The following is a 21,393-nucleotide window of genomic DNA, read 5'->3' on the forward strand; positions in this document are numbered from 1 at the left end:
CGCCGGCCGCGCCGCGGCGGGAGCGGAGCGCGACCATGATCGCGGACACGCCCGAGTCGTGGGAAGTCGTCGAATCGAGACCGCGCTTCAAGGGTCACGTCATCGAGGTCGTCACCGACACCGTCAGGATGCCCCGCGACGAGGTCGCCGACCGCGACTACGTCGTGCACCCCGGCGCGGTGGCGGTGCTCGCCCTCGACGAGCACGACCGCGTCCTGATGATCAGGCAGTACCGCCATCCCACCCGCCGGCTGATGTGGGAGCTGCCCGCCGGTCTGCGCGACGTGGAAGGCGAACCGCTGGTCGACACCGCCGCCCGCGAGCTCGCCGAGGAGGCCGGCTACCGGGCCGGCGTCTGGCACACGCTGGTCGACCTGCGCTCCTCGCCCGGCATGAGCGACGAGCGGATCAGGGTGTTCCTGGCCCGCGAGCTGACCAAGATCCCCGACGAGGAGAACGGCTTCGTGCACCGGCACGAGGAGATCGACATGCCGGTCGAATGGGTGCATCTCGCCGACGCCGTCGAGAAGGCGCTCATGGGAATGATCCACAATTCCCCGGCCGTGGCCGGTATCCTCGCCGCATATGCGGCTTCGGTCGAGGGGTACTCCTTGTTGCGCCCCGCCGACGCCCCGGAGGCGTGACGGAAGGACCAGTTCGTGGAGGCGGTGCTCTCCAGCTACCTCGCCCACCTCGCGGTGGAACGGGGCCTGGCTGCCAACACGCTCGCGTCCTACCGGCGTGACCTGCGCCGCTACTTCGAGCACCTCCAGGCGCGGGGCCGCCTGGAGCTGGGCGAGGTGGGGGAGGCCGACGTGCTGGCCTTCCTCGCCGCGCTGCGCGAGGGTGACGGCGAGCACCCCGCGCTCGTGGCCAGCTCCGCCGCCCGCGCCGTCTCCGCCGTGCGCGGCCTGCACCGCTTCGCCCTGCGCGAAGGCGTGACCGCCCACGACCCCGCCCACGAGGTACGCCCGCCGCGCCAGCTCCGCCGGCTGCCCAAGGCCATCGCCGTCGACGAGGTCGAACGCCTCATCGCCGCCTCGGGCCCCGACGGCGCCCCGCTCACCCTGCGCAACCGCGCCCTGCTCGAAGTCCTGTACGGCACCGGCGCCCGCATCTCCGAGGCCGTCGGGCTGGCCGTGGACGACCTGGAGGACGACCAGGTACGGCTGCGCGGGAAGGGCGGGCGTACCAGAGTGGTGCCCTTGGGGCGCTATGCCCGCTCAGCCCTGGACGCCTACCTCGTACGGGCCCGTCCCGGTCTCCTGGCCCACGGCCGCGGCACCCCCGGGGTCTTCCTCAACGCCCGCGGCGGGCGGCTGACCAGGCAGGGAGCCTGGGAAGTGCTTCAGGCCGCCGCCGAACGCGCCGGACTCGACCGGATAAGTCCCCACGTACTCCGCCATTCCTTTGCAACTCACCTTTTGGACGGCGGCGCGGACGTTAGGGTGGTACAGGAGTTGCTCGGCCACGCCTCTGTGACGACCACCCAGGTCTACACGCTGGTCACGGTCGACAAGCTCCGCGAGGTGTACGCGGCCGCGCATCCGCGTGCCCGTCAGTGATCTATAGTCTTTTGACACGTGCGCCACCCTCGGCGTGCCGCCTTGCCGCGTTAAGTGGTGACGCCATAGTGTCCGTCCGGACGGTCCGGTTCGGGATCGTCAGGGAGGTTCGAGCTGGTGACTGTGACGACCAAGGGTTCGACCCCGGGGACCCCCGACAACCCCTGGGGCGACACGAAGACCAACGCGCCTTCCAACGGCGTCAACCTGGGCCCCACGCAGCGGCCCAGACCCGTGTTCCCCGAGCCGGTGCCGCCGGCGGTGCACGGCCCGGCGCGCGTGGTCGCGATGGTCAACCAGAAGGGTGGCGTCGGCAAGACCACGACCACCATCAACCTGGGTGCCGCCCTGGTCGAATGCGGTCTCAAGGTGCTGCTCGTCGACTTCGACCCGCAGGGGGCGCTGTCGGTCGGCCTGGGCATCAACCCGCTCCAGCTCGACCTGACCGTCTACAACCTGCTCATGGAACGCGGCGTCACCGCCGAGGACGTGCTGCTCGAAACCGGCGTCGAGGGGCTCGACCTGCTGCCGAGCAACATCGACCTGTCCGCCGCCGAAGTCCAGCTCGTCACCGAGGTGGCCCGCGAGCAGGTGCTCGGGCGCGTGATCAAGCCGCTGCTGCCGCACTACGACGTGTGCCTCATCGACTGCCAGCCCTCGCTGGGCCTGCTCACCATCAACGCGCTGACCTGCGCGCACGGCGTGATGGTGCCGCTGGAGTGCGAGTTCTTCGCCCTGCGCGGCGTGGCGCTGCTCATGGACACCATCTCCAAGGTGCAGGAGCGGCTCAACGAGGACCTCGAGATCGAGGGCCTGCTCGCCACCATGTACGACGCCCGCACCCTCCATGGGCGCGAGGTGCTGGCCCGGGTGGTGGAGGCGTTCGGCGACAAGGTGTTCCACACCGTCATCAACCGCACCGTGCGCTTCCCGGACGCCACCGTGGCCGGCGAGCCCATCACCACGTTCGACCCGTCGTCCCTCGGCGCCAACGCCTACCGTGAGCTGGCCCGCGAGGTGCTCTCGCGCTGGCCGGCGCCTGCCACAATGGCCAGGTGACCGAAGAGCAGAGCACACCTGGAGGCTTCCAGGTCCACCTGGACGTCTTCGAGGGCCCGTTCGATCTGCTCCTCGGCCTCATCGCCAAACACAAGCTGGACATCACCGAGGTCTCGCTCTCCAAGGTCACCGACGAGTTCATCGCCTACATCCGGGCCAAGGGGCCCGAGTGGGACCTCGACCAGACCAGCCACTTCCTGCTGGTGGCGGCCACCCTGCTCGACCTCAAGGCGGCCAGGCTGCTGCCGTCGGGCGAGGTCGAGGACGAGGAGGACCTGGCGCTGCTGGAGGCCAGGGACCTGCTGTTCGCCCGGCTGCTGCAGTACAAGGCGTACAAGGAAGTGGCCAAGATCTTCGCCGGGCGGATGGCGGCCGAGGCGCTGCGCTTCCCGCGTACCGTGCCGATGGAGGAGCAGTTCGCCAACCTGCTGCCCGAGCTGATCCTCGGCATCGGGCCCGAGCAGCTGGCCAGGATCGCCGCCAGGGCCTTCACCCCGAAACTGCCGCCGACCGTCAACGTCGGGCACATCTACCAGCCGCTGGCCAGCGTCAAGGAGCAGGCGGCGATCCTCGTCATGCACCTGCGCCGGCTCCGGCAGGCCACCTTCCGGGCGCTGACGTCCGACTGCGAGGGCACGTTCGAGGTCATCGCGCGGTTCCTGGCCGTGCTGGAGCTGTTCCGGGAGTCGGCGGTGACGTTCGAGCAGGTGGAGCCGCTCGGCGATCTGCACGTGACCTGGACGGGGACGGACGACGGGGACGTGGCGGTGGGCGACGACTACGAGGAATCCGCGGAGAGACCATCGAATGACTGACGACAACCCCCTGCCCAACCCGCGCAGGTCACCCGACTCCGATCCGCCGCTGCCCGCCTGGATGACCCTGCCCGGCTCCCTCGTGCAACCGGGCGCGCCCGCGGTGGAGGAGACCTCCACCGCCCCCGACCCGGCACGGCCTGCCACGGCTCCCGCCGAGGACACCGCGTCCGTCGCGGAGACCACGACGGACTCGGGGCCTCAGGAGGCCGGGACGGACTCCGACTCCGGCTCCGAGGGGGGCGTGCCGAGCCTCGGCGCTTGGGACGGCGCGACGTCCGAGGAGGCCACGGAGGATTCCCGGCTCGCGGATGCCGTGGTGGCGGAGCCGGATGCGGCGGACGAGCCGACGGGCGATGCCGAGCCTGCGGCGGTTGCGGTGGAGCAGGGTGCGCCGAAGTCGGATGGGCCGGAGCCGGACGTGGCGGGATCTGGCGCCTCGAAATCCGGTGCGGCAGAGCAGGGTGAGCCGGAGCCTGGCGTGGTGGAGCACGGTGGGCCGGAGTCCGGTGTGGTGGAGCGAGGTGGGCCGGAGTCCGGTGTGGTGGAGGCCAGTGGGCTGGGGCCGGAGGTGGCGGGGTTCGGGGGGCCGGGGGCTGGTGCGCCGGGGCGGAGTGGGCTGGGGCCGGATGTGGTGGAGCAGGCTGCGGAGGGGGGATCGGAGGGTGGGCCGACGCTTGCGGCGGCGTTGGAGGCTATCCTTCTTGTAGTCGACGAGCCCGTCGCCGAGGTGACCCTCGCGCAGGTGCTGGAGCGGCCCACACACGAGGTGGGTGCCGCTCTGCGTGGCCTGGCCGCGGAATACACCGCGTCGGGGCGGGGTTTCGACTTGCGAGAGGTCGCGGGCGGCTGGCGCTTCTACACCCGTGCCGACTGCGCGCAGCTGGTCGAGCGGTTCGTACGCGACGGCCAGCAGTCGCGGCTGACCCAGGCCGCGTTGGAGACACTAGCGGTCGTGGCCTACCGGCAACCGGTGAGCCGCGCCCGAGTCGCCGCCGTGCGCGGCGTCAACAGCGACGGCGTCATGCGGACGCTCGTCGCCAGGGGACTGGTCGAAGAGGCCGGCTCCGACCCGGAGAGCCAGGCAGTGCTCTACCGGACAAGCTCATACTTCCTTGAACGTCTGGGACTGCGGGACCTGAGCGAGCTTCCCGAGCTCGCGCCCTTCCTTCCCGACGACTTGGAGAATCTCGAGGAGACGACAAAGTGATCAACAGGCGCAGCACCCCGTCCGGTGATGGACGCGGTCGTGGACGCACCGGCGGCTCCGGCCGCGGCGGGCGTCCCGCCTTCCGCTCCGACGACAGCCGCGGCGGCTTCCGCCGCGACAACGACTCCCGCGGTGGTTACCGCGGTGACAGTGACTCCCGCGGCGCGTCCCGCGGCGACAACGGCTTCCGCGGCGGATCCCGCGGCGGCGACGACAACCGCGGCGGATCCCGCCGCGACGACTTCCGTGACCGGCCCGCGCGCGACTCCCTCCGCGCCGACCGCGGCGGATCCCGCGCCCGTTACGGCGACGGCGACCGCCAGAGCCGCTTCCAGCGCGACGAGCGCACCCCGCGCGGCGACCGCGAGGACCGCTTCGGCGGTGCGGACCGCAGGGAGAGCCGCCCCACCGGTGGCGACCGCGGCGCGAGCCGTTCCGGCGGTGGCGACCGTGGCACCAGCCGCTTCGGTGGCGGTGACCGTGGTACGAGCCGCTTCGGCGGTGGCGATCGTGACGGCCGTTCCGGTGGCGGGGACGGTCGTGACTCCCTTTCCGGCGGCGGTGACCGGCAGAGCCGCTTCGGCGGTGGTGAGCGGCGTGAGAGCCGCTTCGGCGGCGGGGACGATCGGCGTGAGAGCCGGTACGGCCGCGACGAGCGGTCCCGCGACGGCGACCGGGGCGGCTACCGCTCCGAGGGCCGGGACAACAGGTACGGCGACTCCCGTGGCGACCGGCGCGACGGCGGACGTGGTGACGGTGGCCGCGGCGACTTCCGTGGTGCCGCACGTGATGGCGGGCGCGGTGACTTCCGTGGCGCCGGGCGTGACGGCGAGCGCGGCGACTTCCGCTCCGAGCGGCGTGACGGCGCACGGGACGACTCCCGTGGTGACCGGTACGGCGACCGGCGTGACGGTGGGCACGGCGACTCCCGTGGCGACCGGCGTGACAGTGGACGTGACGGCGGCCGTGACGGCGGCCGTGACGGCGGCCGTGACGGCGGGCGTGACGGCGGGCGTGACGAGCGTGGCGCTGGGTTCAGGGCCGGGCGGAGCGGGCGTCGTGAGGACGCCGCTCCCAGGGGCGCGAACTCGACCCGCTCCCGCTACGGCAGGCGCGACGGCGACGACCGCTACGGCAGGCCCGGCGGCGACGACCGCGGCGGCAGGCCCGGCGGCGACGGGCGCGGTGCCAGATACGGCGGCGGCAGGCCCGGTGACGGGTCCGCCGGTGACAGGCGCGGTGGTGGCGGCCGCGGCGGTGACGGGCGCGGCACGCGTACGTCCCGCCGTGACGAGGTGCAGACGCTCGGCGGCGGCGGACGCGACGGTTACCGTGGCTCCCAGCGCGGGCGTGACGGCTTCGGCGGCTCCGGGCGCGGCCGGGAGGGCTACGGCGGCGCGCCGCGCGGGCGCGACGGCTCTGAGGGCTCCTCGCGCGGTCGCGACGGCTTCGGCAGCCCGCAGCGCGACCGGGTGAAGGCCGCCCGCCAGCCGCTCCGTGACCACGACTTCTACCCCGAGGGCTACACCGACGAGCGCGACACCACCGAGGTGCCGGGCGGCGTACGGCTGCAGAAGGTGCTCGCCCAGGCGGGCGTGGCCAGCCGCAGGGCCTGCGAGGAGATGATCGGCGACGGCCGCGTCACCGTGAACGGCCAGGTGGTACGGAGGTTCGGCGCCAAGGTCGACCCGGCCGCCCAGGTCATCCACGTGGACGGCAAGCGCATCCCGACCGCCCCCGACCTGGTCTACTACGCGCTCAACAAGCCCATCGGCGTGGTCTCCACGATGGACGACCCGCAGGGCCGGCCGTGCCTGGCCGACTACGTCGAGGAGCTGGCGCCGCGGCTGTTCCACGTCGGGCGGCTCGACACCGAGACCGAGGGCCTGCTGCTGCTCACCAACGACGGCGAGCTGGCCAACCGGCTGACGCACCCGAGCTACGGCGTGCAGAAGAAGTACTGGGCCAAGGTGCCGGGGCCGATCCCGCGTGACCTGGCCCGCCGCCTGAAGCAGGGCATCGAGCTGGAGGACGGCCTGGCCAGGGCCGACTCCTTCGCGATCGTGCAGGAGCACGGCCAGCAGGCGCTGGTCGAGGTGGTGCTGCACGAGGGCCGCAAGCACGTGGTCAGGCGGATGCTGGAGGAGGCGGGTCACCGGGTGATCGACCTGGCCAGGATCGAGTTCGGGCCGGTGAAGCTGGGCCGGACCAAGCCGGGCACCGTCAGGGCGCTGAGCCTGAAGGAAGTCGGCGAGCTGTACGCGGCCGTGAAGCTGTAATCTGGCCGGACGCAGGAGCCCGTGCGAACCTCCGCACGGGCTCTCCGGCATAAGAGGGGACGAACCACATGGTGCGGGCGATCCGCGGGGCGATCCAGGTGGACGCCGACGACCGCGACTCGGTCATCTCCGGGACGACCGAGCTGGTCAGCGCGATCATGGAGCGTAACCGGCTGACCCCGGACGACGTGATCAGCGTGCTGTTCACGGCCACGCCCGACCTGACCTCCGAGTTCCCCGCCCTCGCGGCGCGTAAGCTGGGCTTCCACGACGTGCCGCTGATCTGCTGCACCGAGATCGACGTGCCGGGCGCGCTGCCTCGCGTCGTACGCCTGATGGCGCACATCGAGACCGACCGCCCGCGGTCGGAGATCCAGCACGTCTATCTGCGCGGGGCGGTGGCCTTGCGCCAGGACATAGCTCAGTGAACACCGGCCAGCCGGACGCACGACCCTCCACATCCGTATAGCCCGATAAATCAGGACATCGAGATGGAACTTCGTACCGTGCTCGTCGTCGGCACCGGTCTCATCGGCACCTCCGCGGCGCTGGCGCTGCGCAAGCGGGGCGTGCGCGTGCTGCTCGCCGACCGCGACCCGGGAGCCGTACGGCTGGCACGGGAGCTCGGCGCGGGCGAGGACTGGCAGCCCGGCACGGCGGCCACCGACCCGGCGGACCTCGCGATCATCGCGGTGCCCCCGGCGTACGTGGCCACTGAGCTGCTGGAGCTGCAGCGGATCGGCGCGGCCCGGTTCTACACCGACGTCGCCAGCGTGAAGGCCGAGCCCATCCACCGGGCCGCGCAGCTGGGCTGCGACCTGGCCACCTACGTCGCCTCCCACCCGCTGGCCGGGCGCGAGAAGTCCGGGCCCGGCGCGGCGCGTGACGACCTGTTCCTCGGCCGCCCGTGGGCGCTGTGCCCCACGGAGGAGGCCGACCCCGAGGCCAAGGCGGCCGTGCTGCGGCTGATCGACCTGTGCGGGGCCAACGCGGTCGAGGTGAGCGCGATGGACCACGACCGCGCGGTGGCCGTGGTCTCCCACGCGCCCCACGTCGCCGCCTCCGCCGTCGCCGCCCGCCTGGCCGACGCCACGGACGTGGCGCTGGGGCTGGCCGGGCAGGGCGTGCGCGACGTCACCAGGATCGCGGGCAGCGACCCCGGGCTGTGGCTGGGCATCCTGTCCGGCAACGCCTCCCCGGTCGCCGAGGTGCTGGAGGCCGTGGCCAACGACCTGGCCGACGCCGCGAGCGCACTGCGCGCCCTGGCCGACGGCGACGGCACCGCCACCGGCGAGCTCACCCAGTTGCTCAAGCGCGGTGTGGTGGGCCACGACCGCATCCCCGGCAAGCACGGCGGCCCCGCCTCCTCCTACGCCGCCGTCCAGGTGGTCATCGGCGACAGCCCCGGCCAGCTTGCCCGGCTGTTCCGGGTGTGCGACGAGGTCGGCGTCAACGTCGAGGACGTGCGCCTCGAACACGCGCCGGGCCTGCCCCTGGGCATCGCCGAGCTGGCGGTGCAGCCCGACGCCGCCGCCTCGCTCACCGACGCCCTGCGCGAACGCGGCTGGCAGGTCCCGTAGCCCCGGCGACCCCGTAGCCGGAAGCGTTCCCGGACGATTTCCTGGACGATGTCACGCCCGTGCCTCCTCGATCCGTCTTCAGGTCAGAATCGAGGAGGTAAGGACAATGAGCGACATTCTGGTCCTGGGCGGGGGCTACACCGGCATGATGGCGGCCATCAGGGCCGCCCGGCTGACGCGCAAGACGGGCGGCAGGGTCACCCTGGTGAACGCCGCGCCGGCCTTCACCGAGCGGCTGCGCCTGCACCAGACGGCCGCCGGGCAGGAGCTGGGCGATCATCCGCTGGCCGAGCTGCTCGCCGGCAGCGGCGTCCGGCTGGAGCTCGGGCGGGTGACGGCGGTCGATCCGGTACGCGGGCAGGTGCGCCTCGACGCCCGGGACGGCGGCGAGCGGGTGCTCGGCTACGACAAGCTGGTCTACGCGCTCGGCACCGTCACCGACACCTCCGTCCCCGGCGTCGACGAGCACGCCTACACCTATGACGACCACGACTCCGCCGTACGGCTCTCGCGGCGGCTCGACGATCTGACGCGCGGCACCGTCGTCGTGGCCGGCGGCGGGCTGACCGGGGTCGAGTCGGCGGCCGAGCTGGCCGAGACCCGCCCGCACCTGCGGGTGGTGCTGGTGACCAGGGGCCGGCCGGGCTCGATGATGGGAGTGAGCGCCCGCGCGTACCTGGACGCGGCCCTGGAGCGGCTCGGCGTCGAGGTGCGCTCGGGCGCGGACGTCACCAAGGTGCTGCCCGACGGCGTGGAACTGGACGGCGGCGAGCTGATCCACTCCGACGCCACCCTCTGGACCACCGGCACCAAGGGACTGCCCGTCGCCACGGAGTCGGGGCTCACCGTGGACGCCCAGGGCCGGATCGTGGTGGACTCCGCGCTGCGCTCGGTCTCCCACCCCGACGTGTACGCCGTCGGCGACGCCGCCGCGATCACGCAGAAGTTCGGGGTCATGCACGGCACCTGCCAGGGCGGGATCCCGGCCGGGCTGCACGTGGCCGGCTCGCTGGCCGCCACGCTGCGCGGGAAGGATCCGGCCGCCTTCCGGTTCGGCTACGTGCATCAGCCCGTCAGCCTGGGCCGCCGGGACGCGGTCGTCCAGTTCACCCACCAGGACGACAGTCCGCGCAGGTGGTACCTGACCGGGCGCGCGGCCATCAGGTACAAGGAGACGCTGTGCGCGAGCGCGATGCCGACGTTCAAGCTGCTCAAGCGGGGCCTGGTGCCCGTCTGGATGTTCCGCCTCACCGACACCCTCTGACGAACGGCGAACGGCGAACGGCGGGCGGGGCCAGGAGGCCCCGCCCGCCGCGTTCAGCGTGGTTACGCGTGGTTCAGCGTTTGGTGATCGCCTGGCTGACGGCGTTGGGGCCGTCGTACTGGCGGTCCGGCATGGCCTCAAGGGCCTCGATGATGTCGTCGTCCGCGTCCTGCTCGCGCGCGGCCTCGACGAGGTCTTCCTTGCTGGCCGGATAGTCGACCCCGCTCAGGTGCCGCTGCAGGTCGATCGGGTTAGGTGCTGTGCTCATACCTGCTTGCTGCCCATCCGTCACGGTACGTAACCGTCCATGTGCGAAACGGTACGTCCGGTGTCCAATGCGCGCCGTGCCCGTTCCACCGAGGCGGGCAGCGGACGGCGTTCGGCCAGGGCCCGGGGCGCCCGGCCCAGGGCGGCGCGCAGCCCCTTCCAGCCGGCGGGCCCGCCGCGCAGCGCCTCGAACGCGCGCCGCGCCACCACGGGCCACGGGCGCCGCAGCAGGGCCGTGAGCAGCGCGTTGCGGGCGGCCAGCGACTTCCTGGCCTGATGGTCCCTGGCGGGCGACGGGTGATGGTGGCCCACGACGGAGTCCACGTACGCCAGCCCCCAGCCGTGCGCGGCCAGGTCGAGGGCCAGCCGTTCCTCCTCGCCGAAGAAGAAGATCACGTCGTCGAAGCCGCCCGCCTCCAGGAACGCCTCCTTGCGCACCACCGCCCCGCACGCCAGGAACCCCAGCACGCTCGGCCCCGGCAGGTCGGGCTCGACGCCGAGCGGCGAGTCGCGCATCAGCGCGGACACGGGATCCAGTCGCTCCTCGGGGCCCACCAGCACGCGCGCGCCGAGCACCGCCAGGCGCGGATGGGCGTCCAGCACGTCGGCGGCCCGCTCCAGTGCCCCGGGTGCCCACCAGGAGTCGTCGTCGGCGAAGGCCACGTAAGGCGTCTCGGCCAGCTGGACGCCGAGGTTGCGGGCGGGCGCGCCGAGGTTGCGGCCCGCGTCGACCACGTGGACGTCGGGGAAGTGGCGGTGCACGAACCGGGCGGTCCCGTCGGTGGAGCCGTTGTCCACCAGGATCACCGGGCGTGGATGCAGGGGGAGCGAACGGGTCAGCGTCCGCACCCTGTCCCTGCTGGCCACGACCACCGTGACCCTGGCTCCGTCGTTCACACCGTGTCACTAACCGGGCCGGACGGCGTTAGTCCTCCCGCTGCTGTTGACGGGCGGGGGGAGGGGGCGTACAAAAGAAGGGTAACAGTGTTACCCGAGAGAAACGGCGTTACCAGCATGACGGTCACCGCGTATCAGCAGGCCCAGCGGCAGGGGCAGGGCGTCGTCAGGGACGTCATCCTCGACGCGGCCAAACGGCTGCTCGTCGGCGAAGGGCCGGGCGCGCTGACGGTGCGGCGGATCTCCGCCGAGGTCGGCTGCTCCACCAAGGTGATCTACACGCTCTTCGGCGGGAAGGACGGGCTCAGCGAGGCGCTCTGGCTGGAGGGGTTCGCCCGGTTCGAGCGGCGGCTGCTGGAGGTTCCCGCGCACGACGACCCGCTGGCGCGGCTGCACGAGGGGCTGGCCGCCTACCGCGACTACGCCCTGAGCGAGCCCGACTACTACCGGGTCATGTTCCAGGGCGCCATGCCGGGGTTCAAGGCCGGCGAGGAGTCGGTGCGGGTGGCCAAGCGCACGTTCGACCTGCTGGTACGCGGAGTGGCCGCCTGCCTGGAGGCCGGCGTGCTGCGCGGCGGGACGGCCACCGAGATCGCCGACGTGCTGTGGATGGCCATGCACGGCGCCGTAAGTCTCGAAATCTCGGATTTCTTCGATCAGGGCGAGGCCGAGCAGCGCTACCGGCTGCTGTGCGCCTCGGTGCTCACGCCGTTCCTGGCTTCAGCAGAGAAGGACGCATCATGACGACCACCCCCTTCCAGCACGGATTCACCCCGGTGACCGAGGAGGTCACCGCGTTCGACCTGGAGGTCAGCGGCCGCATCCCGGCCGAGCTCAACGGTCGTTACCTGCGCAACGGCCCCAACCCGCTCAGCCTCGACGACCCCACCGCCAGTCACCTGTTCCTCGGCGAGGGCATGGTCCACGGGGTGCGGCTGCGCGACGGGCGCGCGGAGTGGTACCGCAACCGCTGGGTGCGCAACGCCGCCGTCGCCGGGCGGCTCGGCGAGCCTGTCCGGCCGGGGCCCGTCCACGGGGGCATGGACTTCGCGCCCAACACCCACGTCATCGGGCTGGCCGGGCGCACGTTCGCGACCGTGGAGGCGGGGCCGCTGCCGTACGAGCTGAGCTACGAGCTCGACACCATCGGCGCCTGCGACTTCGACGGCGGGCTGCCGGGCGGGTTCGCCGCCCACACCCACCTCGACCCGGTCAGCGGGGAGCTGCACGCGCTGGCCTACTTCTTCGGCTGGGACCACCACCAGCACGTCGTCCTCGACCCCAAGGGCACGGTGACGCAGGTCAGGGACATCCCGATCGCCGACGCGCCCATGGTGCACGACTTCGCGATCACCGAGCGGTTCGTGGTCATCTACGACCTGCCGGTCACGTTCAGCATGCCCCACGCGGAGAAGGGCACGCTGCTGCCGTACGCGTGGAACGAGGCCCACCCCGCCCGCGTCGGGCTCCTGTCGCGCGAGAGCGGCGACCTGCGCTGGTTCGACCTGCCGTCCTGCTGGGTCTTCCACACGCTGAACGCCTACGACGACGGCGACGAGGTGGTGGTCGACCTGGTGAGCTATCCGAAGGGGTTCGTAGACGCCCGGCTCGACCTGGGCGGCATGCCCACGCTCGACCAGTGGCGGATCGACCTGACCACCGGCCGCGTGAGCGTCAGCACGCTCGACGACCGGACGCAGGAGTTCCCGCGGATGGACGAGCGCCGCACGGGCCGGGACTACCGCTACGGCTACACCGCCGCCACCCGTGACATCCACGACGTGGTCGGCCCCGGCCGCGCCGAGATGGAGGACCTGCCGGACGAGACGTTCGACAACACGCTCATCAAGCACGACCTGCGGCAGGGCACGCAGGAGTCGCGGCAGTTCGGGCGCGGCGCGTACGTGGGCGAGCCCGTCTTCGTCGGCTCGGGGGAGGCGGAGGACGACGGCTACGTCATGACGTACGTGAACAATCCGGCCAGAGGAGCGGCCGACCTGGTGATCCTGGCCGGCCAGGACTTCACCGGCGAGCCCGTCGCCACCGTCCACCTGCCCGCCCGCGTGCCGCTCGGCTTCCACGGAAGCTGGATCGCCGACTGAGCGGGAGGCGGTAGCCTTCTCAGGTTGGGAAAACGTGAAGAAGGAGAGGCCGTGACCGGTCTGGTCGTCGCGATGGACGGGCCTTCGGGGTCGGGTAAGTCGAGCGTGTCGCGCGGGGCGGCCCGCGCGTTGGGCCTGCGTTACCTCGACACCGGGGCGATGTACCGCGCGATGACCTGGTGGATGCTGTGCCAGGGCGTCGATCTGACCGATCCCGCCGCGGTCGCGGCCCGCTGCAGCGAGCCCGCCGTGCTCTCCGGCACCGACCCCGACGGCCCCGCGATCCACGTCGACGGCGTCGACGTGGCGGGGCCGATCAGGGAGGCCGAGGTCACCGGCGCGGTCTCCGCCGTCGCCGCGGTGCCCGAGGTGCGGGCGCGCCTCGTCGCGCTGCAGCGGGAGATCATCGGCGACGGCGGCATCGTGGTCGAGGGCCGTGACATCGGCACGGTCGTCTGGCCGGACGCCGCCGTCAAGATCTACCTGACGGCCAGCCCCGAGGCCCGCGCCCGCAGGCGCAGTGCCGAGCTGGCCGGCTCCACGGTGGAGGCGCAGCAGCAGGCCATGGCCAAGCGCGACGCGCTCGACTCGACACGGAAGACCGACCCGCTCTCGATGGCGGTGGGCGCCGTCGAGCTCGACACCTCCGACCTGACCCTGGAAGAGGTCATCGCCGAGGTGTTGCGGCTGGTCGCGGAGCGAGAGGGCTCGGCAAGCGAGTCCTTGAGCGACCGCATACACGAGCGCACCTGAGCCGAACTCAGGTGCGGTACTCACAAAGGATGAAAAATCGTGACAACGGGGGATTGGGTCGAGGCTGACCTCGACGACCTTGAGATCGGCGAGCACGAGCCGAGTGTGCCGCTGCCGGTCGTCGCCATCGTCGGACGGCCGAATGTCGGCAAGTCCACGCTGGTCAACCGCATCATCGGCCGTCGCGAAGCGGTCGTGGAAGACGTTCCCGGGGTCACCCGCGACCGCGTCACCTACGACGCCAACTGGCGCGGCCGCCGCTTCACCGTCGTCGACACCGGCGGCTGGGACCCCGACGCGACCGGCATGAACCTGCGCATCGCCGAGCAGGCGCAGGTCGCCGTCGAGCTGGCCGACGTAATCGTGTTCGTGGTCGACGCCACCGTGGGCGCCACCGACGCCGACGAGATCGTGGGCTCGGTGCTGCGCCAGTCCGGCAAGCCGGTCATCCTGGCCGCCAACAAGGTCGACAACCAGCAGCTGGAGCTGGAGGCCGCCGCGCTGTGGTCGCTCGGGCTGGGCGAGCCGTTCCCCGTCTCCGCCCTGCACGGCCGCTCCAGCGGCGACCTGCTCGACGTGATGCTCGACGCGCTGCCCGAGACTCCGCAGGTCACGTTCGAGGCCGAGCGCGGGCCGGCCCGCGTCGCCCTGCTCGGCAAGCCCAACGTGGGCAAGTCCTCGCTGCTCAACAAGCTCGCCGGCGAGGAGCGGGTGCTGGTCGACCCCATGGCGGGCACCACCCGCGACCCGGTGGACGAGCTGATCGAGCTGGGCGGGCGCACCTGGCGCTTCGTCGACACCGCCGGCATCCGGCGGCGCGACCGCGAGCTGCAGGGCGCCGACTTCTACGCCGCCATGCGCACCCGCGCGGCGCTGGAGCGCACCGAGGTGGCGATCGTGCTCATCGACGCCAGCGAGCCGCTCACCGAGCAGGACCTGCGCATCATCGGCCTGGTGATCGAGTCGGGCCGGGCCATGGTGGTCGCCTTCAACAAGTGGGACCTGGTCGACGAGGACCGGCGCTACTACCTGGAGAAGGAGATCGACCGCCAGCTCGTCCGCACGCCGTGGGCGCTGCGGGTCAACATCTCCGCCAAGACGGGCCGGCACGTAGACCGGCTGGTCCCGGCGCTGGAGAAGGCGCTCGACTCCTGGGCCACGCGGGTGCCGACGTCCCGGCTCAACGCGTTCCTGACCGAGCTGGTGCAGCAGACGCCGCCGCCGGTGCGCGGGGGCAAGCAGCCGAAGATCCTCTTCGCCACGCAGGCGTCGATCGAGCCGCCCAAGTTCGTGCTGTTCACCTCGGGCTGGCTGGAGGACACCTACCGGCGCTTCATCGAGCGGCGCATCCGCGAGGAGTTCGGTTTCGCCGGCTCCCCGATCGACGTGTCGATGAAGATCCGCGAGAAGCGGGCCAAGAAGGACAAGTGATAAACTCCGCGGCAACGCGTTGACGGAGACGAGTAACCAGCGGGGCCCACGGCCCCAGAGAGCCGCCGTACGCTGCGAAGGCGGCGCCGTGTCCCGCTGGCGAAGACACTCCCGAGTGCGGGGAGGAAATGCCCCGCCGGTCTGACCCCCGTCATCGGGTCGTGGAGGCCGCCCTCGCACGGGGCGGCGAAAGTGCGGTGGCACCGGGAGCTCCCTTCTCCCCCGCACTCCCAAGGGGTCATGCACTTCCTTCTCAAGGAGCTGTGATGATCTCTCGTGTCATGTCGGCGGAGCTCGCTGAGCACGCCGGGCAACGAGTGACGATCGCCGGTTGGGTCCATCGCCGCCGGCACCTGAAATCCGTGTCCTTCCTGGTCGTCAGGGACCGTACGGGGCTGGCCCAGGCGGTGACCGGCCCGAACCCGCCCGTGGGGGACCTGCTCGCTCAAGACCTGCCCGCTCAAGACCTGCCCGCTCAAGACCTGCCCGCCGAGGAGAGCGTCGTCGCGGTCACCGGCACCGTGACGGCAAGCCCGCAGGCGCCCGGCGGCTACGAGCTGGTCGCGCCGGAGGTCGAGGTCCTGGCCGAGCCCCGCACGGCGCCGCCGTTCGACCTCTACCGGCCGATCGTCGGGGCCACGCTCCCGACCGTCCTCGACCACGCGCCGGTCGCGCTGCGGCATCCGCTGCTGCGGGCGCCGCTGGAGATCTCGGCCGCGAGCGTGGCCGGGTTCAGGGAGACGCTCGACCGGCTCGGGTTCACCGAGATCCACACCCCGAAGATCGTCGCGTCGGCCACCGAGTCCGGCGCGAACGTCTTCGGCATCGACTACTTCGGCCGCCCCGCCTACCTGGCGCAGTCGCCGCAGTTCTACAAGCAGGCGATGACCGGGGTGTTCGAGCGGGTCTACGAGGTCGGGCCGGTCTTCCGCGCGGAGCCGCACGACACGGTGCGGCACCTGGCCCAGTACACCAGCCTGGACGCCGAGCTGGGCTTCATCGAGGACCACCGCGACGTGATGACGGTCCTGCGCGAGGTGGTGGCGGGCATGCTGGAGTCGGTACGCCGCCGCGCCGCCCCCGCGCTCGACCTGCTCGGCGTCGAACCGCCGGTGGTGCCCGCCGAGATCCCGGCCGTGCACTTCACCGAGGCGCAGCGGCTGACCTCGTCCGGCGAGCCCGACCTGGCGCCCGCACAGGAGCGGTGGCTGGGGGAGTGGGCGCGGCGGGAGCACGGGTCGGAGTTCCTGTTCGTCACCGGCTACCCCATGTCCAAGCGGCCCTTCTACACCCACCCCGATCCCGCCAGGCCCGGTCACTCCAACGGCTTCGACCTGCTGTTCAGGGGCATGGAGCTGGTCACGGGCGGGCAGCGGCTGCACCGGTACGAGGACTACGTGCGGGCGCTGGCCGACCGGGGCGAGGGGACGGAGGCGTACGAGGGTTACCTGCAGGCGTTCCGGTACGGGATGCCGCCGCACGGCGGGTTCGCGCTGGGGCTGGAGCGGTGGACCGCGCGGCTGACCGGCGCCGCCAACGTCCGCCAGAGCACCGCCTTCCCCCGCGACCTGCACCGCCTGTCGCCGTGACCCCGGCGTAGCGGACGCCCATGCCGTCCCGGCTCGCGGCCGGACGGACGTTTCATGCCGTCGCGGCGCGCGGCCGGGCACGGGCCCATGCCGTCGCGGCCCACGATCGGGCGCGGGCTCATGCCGTCCCGGTTCGCGGCCGGGACGGCATGAGCGCCGCCACCGCCGCGCCCAGCAGGCAGATGAACGCCGTGACCAGGAACATCTCGGTGTACTCGGTGTGCAGCGCCGCCTGCACCTTCGCGGTGTAGTCGGCCAGCCTGCGCTGGTAGGTCTCCGCGTCCACGCCGAACGGCAGCGGCGTGTCCAGGTTCGCGGTCAGCGACTGGAACCGGTAGAAGCCCCACGCCGACACGGCGGCGATGCCGATCAGCATGCCCATCATCCTGGCCACCACGACCGCCGCCGACGCCACGCCGTGCTGCGCCGCCGTACTCACCCGCAGCACCGCCGACGACACCGGGGCGATCACCAGGCCGAGGCCCAGCCCGGCCACGACCAGGTCGAGGTCCACCACCAGGCCCGCCCCGGCCAGGTCGAGCGGCCAGCGGCTCATCAGCCAGTAACCCGCCGCGGCCAGCAGCAGGCCGCCGACCGCGACGGGCCGGTCACCGAGCCGGCGCGCCAGCAGCCCGCCGAGCAGGGCGGCCACGGTCAGCGCGGCCAGGAACCTGGCCAGCACCAGCGCCGCCCCCAGCGCGTCCGCGCCGAGCAGCGTCTGGGCGGTGAACTGGACGAACACCATGGTGACCAGCAGCGCCGCCCCGGCCAGGAAGCTCACCGCCAGGGTGGCGAGCAGCGGGCCCTTGCGGGCGCCGGTGAGGTCGAGCAGGCGTACGGGGGAGCGGATCTCCCACCAGACGAAACCGGCGGCCGTCAGCACCCCGGCGGCGATCACCGGCGGGCCCCACGGGGGGAGCACCGCGGCGGCCGGATCCGGGTTGTAGAGCCCGACGACGAGCAGCCCGAGCGCCAGCGCCAGCAGCACCCCGCCGACCACATCCACCCGCCCGACTACCGCACCACCGACCGGCCCACCCTCCGGCCCGCCGACAGGCCCACCGTCCGGCCCACCGTCCGGCCCACCGGTCGGCGTGGCCGCGACGGCCGTTTCGGTGCCCGGGGAGAGCGGCCGGCCGCCCGCAGTGTCCGAGGGCACCGGGTCATGGCTTGAGCTGCGCTGGGGCGCCGGTTCGGGGTCGGCGCGGTGGGGTGCGGCGGCGGTGTCGGCCGGGAGGGCCGCTTGCGGCGCGGACCGGGAGCGGGACGGGAGGGTGAGGTGGACGGCGAGGGCGGCGAGGGCGGCCAGGGGGAGGTTGATCCAGAAGATCGCGTGCCATTCCCCCAGCTCCACCCCCGCCACCACCGTGCTCGGGATCAGCGCCACCAGCCCGCCGTACAGGGGCCCGAGCGCACTGCCCAGTTCCTGGGCCGCACCCACCGCCCCGAGGGCCACCGGACGCTCCCGTTCCTCCCACAGGTCGCCGATGAGCGCCATCGTGATCGGCAGCAGCGCACCACCGGCCACCCCCTGGACGGTCCGCCCGGCCACCACCATGACCTCGCCGGACGCCAGCGCCGTCAGCACCGAGCCGAGCGCGAAGGCCGCCAGGCAGGCGTGGATCAGCGGCCGCCGCCCGTAGCGGTCGGACAGTTGCCCGAGCAGCGGCATCGCGGCCACGTACCCGAGCAGGAAGCCGGTGACGATCGGGGTCGCGCGCTCCAGGTGGTTGAGCGGGATGCCGACGTCCTCGGCGATGTCGATGAGGACGGTCACCACCACGTACGCGTCGAGTGCGGCCAGCAGCACCACCGCGCCCCCCGCGCCGAGCACGACCCGGCGGGCGCGCCTCATTTCGCGGCGGGCGGGGTGATCGTGACCGGCGCGTCGTAGTCGCTGAACGACACCGTCACCGTGCCGTCCTTCAGCGGCAGGCTCGCCTTGGTGAGCCGGCTGGTGGCCTGGTCGAGCCAGACCTTGCCGTTCACGCCCTGCGTGACGCCGGGGATGATCTGCCCCACGACGTCGCCGGGGAAGGTGGTGGCGACCCGGTAGGAGCCGCTCTCGACGGCTTCGACCTTGGGGTCGGTGGCCCGGGCGAGCAGCTGCGCGATGCCCTTGGTCGGTTCGAGGATGACCGAGGGGTCGTAGAACTGCGCGAGCTGGGCGCGTGTCATCTTCTGGAAGCCGCCGGTCGGCCCCTTGAAGTGCACGGTGTCGCCGACCAGGGCGAAGTTCACCTCTTGCAGGGTGCCCAGCACGTCGAGCGTGATCGTGCCGTCGGCGTTCCCCTCCGCGGTGAGCCGGCCGTCGGCCTTCTTGACCGGAACGTTGGGCTTGCCCTCGGTCGCGATCGAGAAGCCGGCCGACTTGACGGCCTTCATGGCCTCGGAGGCCTTCTTCATGAGATCGGGCCCGGCGGGCAGCTCGGCCCCGCCGCCCGCCGACGAGCACGCCGACGCCAGGGCGAGGACCGCCACGATCACTAGCTTTCTCAGCATGACCGGGATGCTAGCGACCGGTCGGGAACGCTGTGAGGCTTCCCCGGTATCGGTTGGATGTCAGCGCAGCTTCTTCAGGTGCTCCACGATCGGCGCGTACGCCGCCTCGATCGCTTCGAGCTGCTCGTCGGTGAGCCGGTCGACGAAGTGCTCGCGCACGCCGCCCACGTGGACGGGCGCCACCCGCTGCGTCGTCTCCCATCCTTCGTCGGTCAGCACGGCGTACGTGCCCCGCCGGTCGTCACGGCAGTCCTCCCTGACGACCAGGCCCTTGGCCTCCATGCGGGAGATCTGGTGCGACAGCCGGCTGCGCGACTGGATCGTCGCGTCGGCCAGGTCGCTCATCCGCATCCGGCGGCCGGGACTCTCGGAGAGGTTGACGAGGATCTCGTAGTCGTTCAACGAGAGGGAATGCTCCTGCAGCTCGCGGTCGAGCCGGTGCATGAGCAGCTTGTGCAGCGCCAGGTGTGTACGCCAGGCACGCTGTTCGGCGGGGGAAAGCCAGCGAGGCGCGCTCATGATCTCCAATCTAGCGCACGTAAGGTGATGCGCCATGGACGAGAAGTCGGGCGAGAGTCTCACCACCGTACTCGTGGCGGGAGCGGCGAACCTCACCATCGCCCTGGCCAAGCTGGTCGCCGGCGTCGTCGGCGGCTCGGCGGCCATGCTGTCGGAGGCCGCCCACTCGGCCGCCGACACCGTGACCGAGGTCCTCCTGCTGGTGTCGGTCCGCCGTTCCGGGCGGCCCGCCGACCGGCGGCATCCGTTCGGGCACGGCAAGGCGGGGTTCGTCTGGGCGATGATGGCGGCCGTCGCGACGCTGGTGGGCGGGGCCGGCTTCTCGATCACGCACGGCCTGCACGAGATCGCCCACGGCGAGCGGCTGTCGAACCTCACGCTGTCCTACGTCGTGCTGGCGGTCTCGTTCGTCATGGAGAGCGTCTCGCTGACCAGGTCGGTGTCGCAGCTGCGTGCCGAGGCGGCGCGATACGAGGTCACCCCGATCCGGCTGGTGCGGGCCACGTCCGACACGGCGCTGAAGGCCGTGCTGTTCGAGGACGTCGCCGCCCTCGCCGGGCTGCTCATCGCGGCCGGCGGCCTGCTGGGCTCGCACCTGACCGGCTCGGCGCTCTGGGACGGCGCCGCGTCCGTCGCGATCGGCCTGCTCCTCCTGGTCATCGCGCTCAGTCTGATCCAGGCGAACCTGTCGCTGCTCATCGGCCAGGCCGCGCCCCCGCAGCTGGAGACCGGCATCCGCGCCGTGCTGGTGACGCAGCCCGAGGTCGAGAACGTGGTCGAGCTGCTCACGATGATGATCGGGCCGGGTGCCGTCCTGGTCGCCGCCAAGATCGACTTCAGGGACGAGGCCAGCGCGGCCGGAGTGGAGATCGCCTGCGACGAGGTGGACCGGCGGCTGCGGGAGTCCTTCCCCGGCGTCGAGCAGGTCTTCCTCGACCCGACGCCTACCCGCCGCCGCTGAGCTCGGGGATGGGCGCCCGGCTCGCCGGCACGTCGGTGACGACGGCCACCCTGATGTCCGGGCCCGCGCTCCACTCCAGCAGGTGCCGGCCGGTCAGGTCGTCGCCGCCGTCGCCGAGCTTGTCGAGCGTCAGCTCGCCGCGCTTGATCAGCGCCTCCTTGCGGGTCCAGTGGCGCATCAGCTCGTCGTTGCCGGTCACCAGCGCGCGCTCGCGCGGCGTGAGCACCCGGTCGGCCAGCATCGTGTCCAGCGGCCCAGGGCGCACCCGTTCGGCGTCCACCCCGACCTTGCCGGGGCCGGCCGCCGCGCACACGTAGCCGCGCGTGTGGCTGAAGCTGACGCCCAGCTCAGGAGCCTGTTCGAGGTACGGCCTGCCGTGGCCGGGGCCGTGCAGGTCGCAGACCTGGAGCAGTGTCAGCCCGGCCGGGTCGGCGTCGAGCACGGCGGCGGCGCAGAGCCGCACGAGCAGGTGGGCGGCGACGAAGGAGGCGCGGTCGTGCTCGTACACGAAGCGGGCGGCCCGCTCCTTCTCCACGTCGGTGAGCCAGTCTTCGGGGGCGCGGACCTCGTCGGGGCGCCCGCCCATCGCTAAGGGGCCGA

Annotated in this window: 21 protein-coding genes; 15 read left to right on the forward strand and 6 right to left on the reverse strand. The window is 72.3% G+C overall.

Annotation, left to right across the window (positions count from 1 at the left end):
* Positions 1-35: 35 nt before the first annotated feature.
* From B0I32_RS27925 to B0I32_RS27965, 9 genes are all read left to right on the forward strand, one after another.
* A complete protein-coding gene (locus B0I32_RS27925) occupies positions 36-644 on the forward strand; it encodes an NUDIX domain-containing protein (RefSeq protein WP_106244939.1) in 609 nt (202 codons plus the stop codon).
* Between the two features lie 15 nt (positions 645-659).
* On the forward strand, positions 660-1,565 hold the full coding sequence (locus tag B0I32_RS27930) for a site-specific tyrosine recombinase XerD (RefSeq protein ID WP_106244773.1): 906 nt from the start codon (positions 660-662) through the stop codon (positions 1,563-1,565).
* A 123-nt stretch (positions 1,566-1,688) separates the two neighbouring features.
* Positions 1,689-2,624 (forward strand): ParA family protein, encoded by a 936-nt coding sequence (locus B0I32_RS27935; protein ID WP_393269013.1) that lies wholly within the window; start codon positions 1,689-1,691, stop codon positions 2,622-2,624.
* On the forward strand, positions 2,621-3,439 hold the full coding sequence (locus tag B0I32_RS27940) for a segregation and condensation protein A (protein ID WP_106244777.1): 819 nt from the start codon (positions 2,621-2,623) through the stop codon (positions 3,437-3,439). The genes B0I32_RS27935 and B0I32_RS27940 overlap by 4 nt, the downstream gene beginning before the upstream one ends.
* Positions 3,440-4,058: 619 nt before the next feature.
* Positions 4,059-4,649, forward strand: coding sequence for an SMC-Scp complex subunit ScpB (gene scpB, locus B0I32_RS27945; protein WP_393269016.1), 591 nt, complete (start codon positions 4,059-4,061; stop codon positions 4,647-4,649).
* Positions 4,646-6,928 carry a pseudouridine synthase gene (locus B0I32_RS27950; RefSeq protein WP_245956070.1) on the forward strand — a complete coding sequence of 761 codons (2,283 nt, stop codon included), beginning with the start codon at positions 4,646-4,648 and terminating at the stop codon, positions 6,926-6,928. The genes scpB and B0I32_RS27950 overlap by 4 nt, the downstream gene beginning before the upstream one ends.
* Positions 6,929-6,996: 68 nt before the next feature.
* On the forward strand, positions 6,997-7,356 hold the full coding sequence (gene aroH / locus B0I32_RS27955) for a chorismate mutase (RefSeq protein WP_106244778.1): 360 nt from the start codon (positions 6,997-6,999) through the stop codon (positions 7,354-7,356).
* Between the two features lie 63 nt (positions 7,357-7,419).
* Positions 7,420-8,508 (forward strand): prephenate dehydrogenase, encoded by a 1,089-nt coding sequence (locus B0I32_RS27960; RefSeq protein WP_106244780.1) that lies wholly within the window; start codon positions 7,420-7,422, stop codon positions 8,506-8,508.
* Between the two features lie 106 nt (positions 8,509-8,614).
* Positions 8,615-9,772, forward strand: a complete 1,158-nt coding sequence (locus B0I32_RS27965; RefSeq protein WP_106244781.1) for an NAD(P)/FAD-dependent oxidoreductase — start codon at positions 8,615-8,617, stop codon at positions 9,770-9,772.
* A 73-nt stretch (positions 9,773-9,845) separates the two neighbouring features.
* Here B0I32_RS27965 and B0I32_RS27970 read toward each other — a convergent pair whose 3' ends face one another.
* Positions 9,846-10,040, reverse strand: coding sequence for a DUF2795 domain-containing protein (locus tag B0I32_RS27970; RefSeq protein WP_106244783.1), 195 nt, complete (start codon positions 10,038-10,040; stop codon positions 9,846-9,848).
* 20 nt (positions 10,041-10,060) lie between these two features.
* Complete coding sequence (locus tag B0I32_RS27975) at positions 10,061-10,936, reverse strand: glycosyltransferase family 2 protein (protein ID WP_106244784.1); 876 nt, start codon at positions 10,934-10,936, stop codon at positions 10,061-10,063.
* 117 nt (positions 10,937-11,053) lie between these two features.
* Between B0I32_RS27975 and B0I32_RS27980 the strand changes: the two genes are divergently transcribed.
* The 5 genes from B0I32_RS27980 (at position 11,054) to aspS (ending at position 16,811) form a co-directional block, all read left to right on the forward strand.
* Positions 11,054-11,680: a TetR/AcrR family transcriptional regulator gene (locus tag B0I32_RS27980; RefSeq protein WP_106244786.1), complete on the forward strand. Its 627-nt coding sequence runs from the start codon at positions 11,054-11,056 to the stop codon at positions 11,678-11,680.
* The gene (locus tag B0I32_RS27985; protein WP_106244788.1) at positions 11,677-13,038 is read left to right on the forward strand and encodes a carotenoid oxygenase family protein; all 1,362 of its coding nucleotides are present in this window, start codon (positions 11,677-11,679) and stop codon (positions 13,036-13,038) included. The genes B0I32_RS27980 and B0I32_RS27985 overlap by 4 nt, the downstream gene beginning before the upstream one ends.
* A 51-nt stretch (positions 13,039-13,089) precedes the next feature.
* On the forward strand, positions 13,090-13,791 hold the full coding sequence (gene cmk / locus B0I32_RS27990; RefSeq protein WP_245956071.1) for a (d)CMP kinase: 702 nt from the start codon (positions 13,090-13,092) through the stop codon (positions 13,789-13,791).
* Between the two features lie 39 nt (positions 13,792-13,830).
* Positions 13,831-15,222 (forward strand): ribosome biogenesis GTPase Der, encoded by a 1,392-nt coding sequence (gene der, locus B0I32_RS27995; RefSeq protein WP_106244789.1) that lies wholly within the window; start codon positions 13,831-13,833, stop codon positions 15,220-15,222.
* 266 nt (positions 15,223-15,488) lie between these two features.
* Positions 15,489-16,811, forward strand: coding sequence for an aspartate--tRNA(Asn) ligase (aspS, locus tag B0I32_RS28000; protein WP_106244791.1), 1,323 nt, complete (start codon positions 15,489-15,491; stop codon positions 16,809-16,811).
* A 118-nt stretch (positions 16,812-16,929) separates the two neighbouring features.
* Here the strand turns inward: aspS and B0I32_RS60095 are convergent, their stop codons facing one another.
* Genes B0I32_RS60095 through B0I32_RS28020 form a run of 3 tightly spaced genes read right to left on the reverse strand, consistent with a single transcriptional unit; the run spans position 16,930 to position 19,832 of the window.
* Positions 16,930-18,666, reverse strand: coding sequence for an MFS transporter (locus B0I32_RS60095; protein ID WP_245956072.1), 1,737 nt, complete (start codon positions 18,664-18,666; stop codon positions 16,930-16,932).
* The gene (locus B0I32_RS28015; RefSeq protein ID WP_106244793.1) at positions 18,663-19,313 is read right to left on the reverse strand and encodes an LppX_LprAFG lipoprotein; all 651 of its coding nucleotides are present in this window, start codon (positions 19,311-19,313) and stop codon (positions 18,663-18,665) included. Before B0I32_RS28015 ends, B0I32_RS60095 begins: the two co-directional genes overlap by 4 nt.
* 60 nt (positions 19,314-19,373) lie before the next feature.
* Entirely contained in the window at positions 19,374-19,832 is a 459-nt protein-coding gene (locus tag B0I32_RS28020) for a MarR family winged helix-turn-helix transcriptional regulator (RefSeq protein WP_106244794.1), read from the reverse strand.
* 34 nt (positions 19,833-19,866) lie between these two features.
* Between B0I32_RS28020 and B0I32_RS28025 the strand changes: the two genes are divergently transcribed.
* Complete coding sequence (locus B0I32_RS28025; RefSeq protein WP_106244796.1) at positions 19,867-20,793, forward strand: cation diffusion facilitator family transporter; 927 nt, start codon at positions 19,867-19,869, stop codon at positions 20,791-20,793.
* On the opposite strand, the gene B0I32_RS28030 is transcribed toward B0I32_RS28025, so the two are convergent.
* Positions 20,777-21,379, reverse strand: a complete 603-nt coding sequence (locus tag B0I32_RS28030) for a 4'-phosphopantetheinyl transferase family protein (protein ID WP_106244798.1) — start codon at positions 21,377-21,379, stop codon at positions 20,777-20,779. The two genes, B0I32_RS28025 and B0I32_RS28030, sit on opposite strands and share 17 nt — an antisense overlap.
* Positions 21,380-21,393 lie beyond the last annotated feature (14 nt).

Source organism: Nonomuraea fuscirosea (assembly GCF_003001935.1).
In the GTDB taxonomy this organism is placed as follows: Bacteria; Actinomycetota; Actinomycetes; order Streptosporangiales; family Streptosporangiaceae; genus Nonomuraea; species Nonomuraea fuscirosea.

Bases quoted from the DNA above. Each gene is read 5' to 3' on its own strand.
- B0I32_RS28030 (WP_106244798.1), bottom strand. From the start codon at position 21,379: ATGGGCGGGCGCCCCGACGAGGTCCGCGCCCCCGAAGACTGGCTCACC.
- B0I32_RS27965 (WP_106244781.1), top strand. From the start codon at position 8,615: ATGAGCGACATTCTGGTCCTGGGCGGGGGCTACACCGGCATGATGGCG.
- B0I32_RS27925 (WP_106244939.1), top strand. From the start codon at position 36: ATGATCGCGGACACGCCCGAGTCGTGGGAAGTCGTCGAATCGAGACCG.
- aspS (WP_106244791.1), top strand. From the start codon at position 15,489: ATGATCTCTCGTGTCATGTCGGCGGAGCTCGCTGAGCACGCCGGGCAA.
- aroH (WP_106244778.1), top strand. From the start codon at position 6,997: ATGGTGCGGGCGATCCGCGGGGCGATCCAGGTGGACGCCGACGACCGC.
- B0I32_RS28015 (WP_106244793.1), bottom strand. From the start codon at position 19,313: ATGCTGAGAAAGCTAGTGATCGTGGCGGTCCTCGCCCTGGCGTCGGCG.
- B0I32_RS28025 (WP_106244796.1), top strand. From the start codon at position 19,867: ATGGACGAGAAGTCGGGCGAGAGTCTCACCACCGTACTCGTGGCGGGA.
- B0I32_RS27970 (WP_106244783.1), bottom strand. From the start codon at position 10,040: ATGAGCACAGCACCTAACCCGATCGACCTGCAGCGGCACCTGAGCGGG.
- B0I32_RS60095 (WP_245956072.1), bottom strand. From the start codon at position 18,666: ATGAGGCGCGCCCGCCGGGTCGTGCTCGGCGCGGGGGGCGCGGTGGTG.
- B0I32_RS27980 (WP_106244786.1), top strand. From the start codon at position 11,054: ATGACGGTCACCGCGTATCAGCAGGCCCAGCGGCAGGGGCAGGGCGTC.
- B0I32_RS27960 (WP_106244780.1), top strand. From the start codon at position 7,420: ATGGAACTTCGTACCGTGCTCGTCGTCGGCACCGGTCTCATCGGCACC.
- B0I32_RS28020 (WP_106244794.1), bottom strand. From the start codon at position 19,832: ATGAGCGCGCCTCGCTGGCTTTCCCCCGCCGAACAGCGTGCCTGGCGT.
- B0I32_RS27985 (WP_106244788.1), top strand. From the start codon at position 11,677: ATGACGACCACCCCCTTCCAGCACGGATTCACCCCGGTGACCGAGGAG.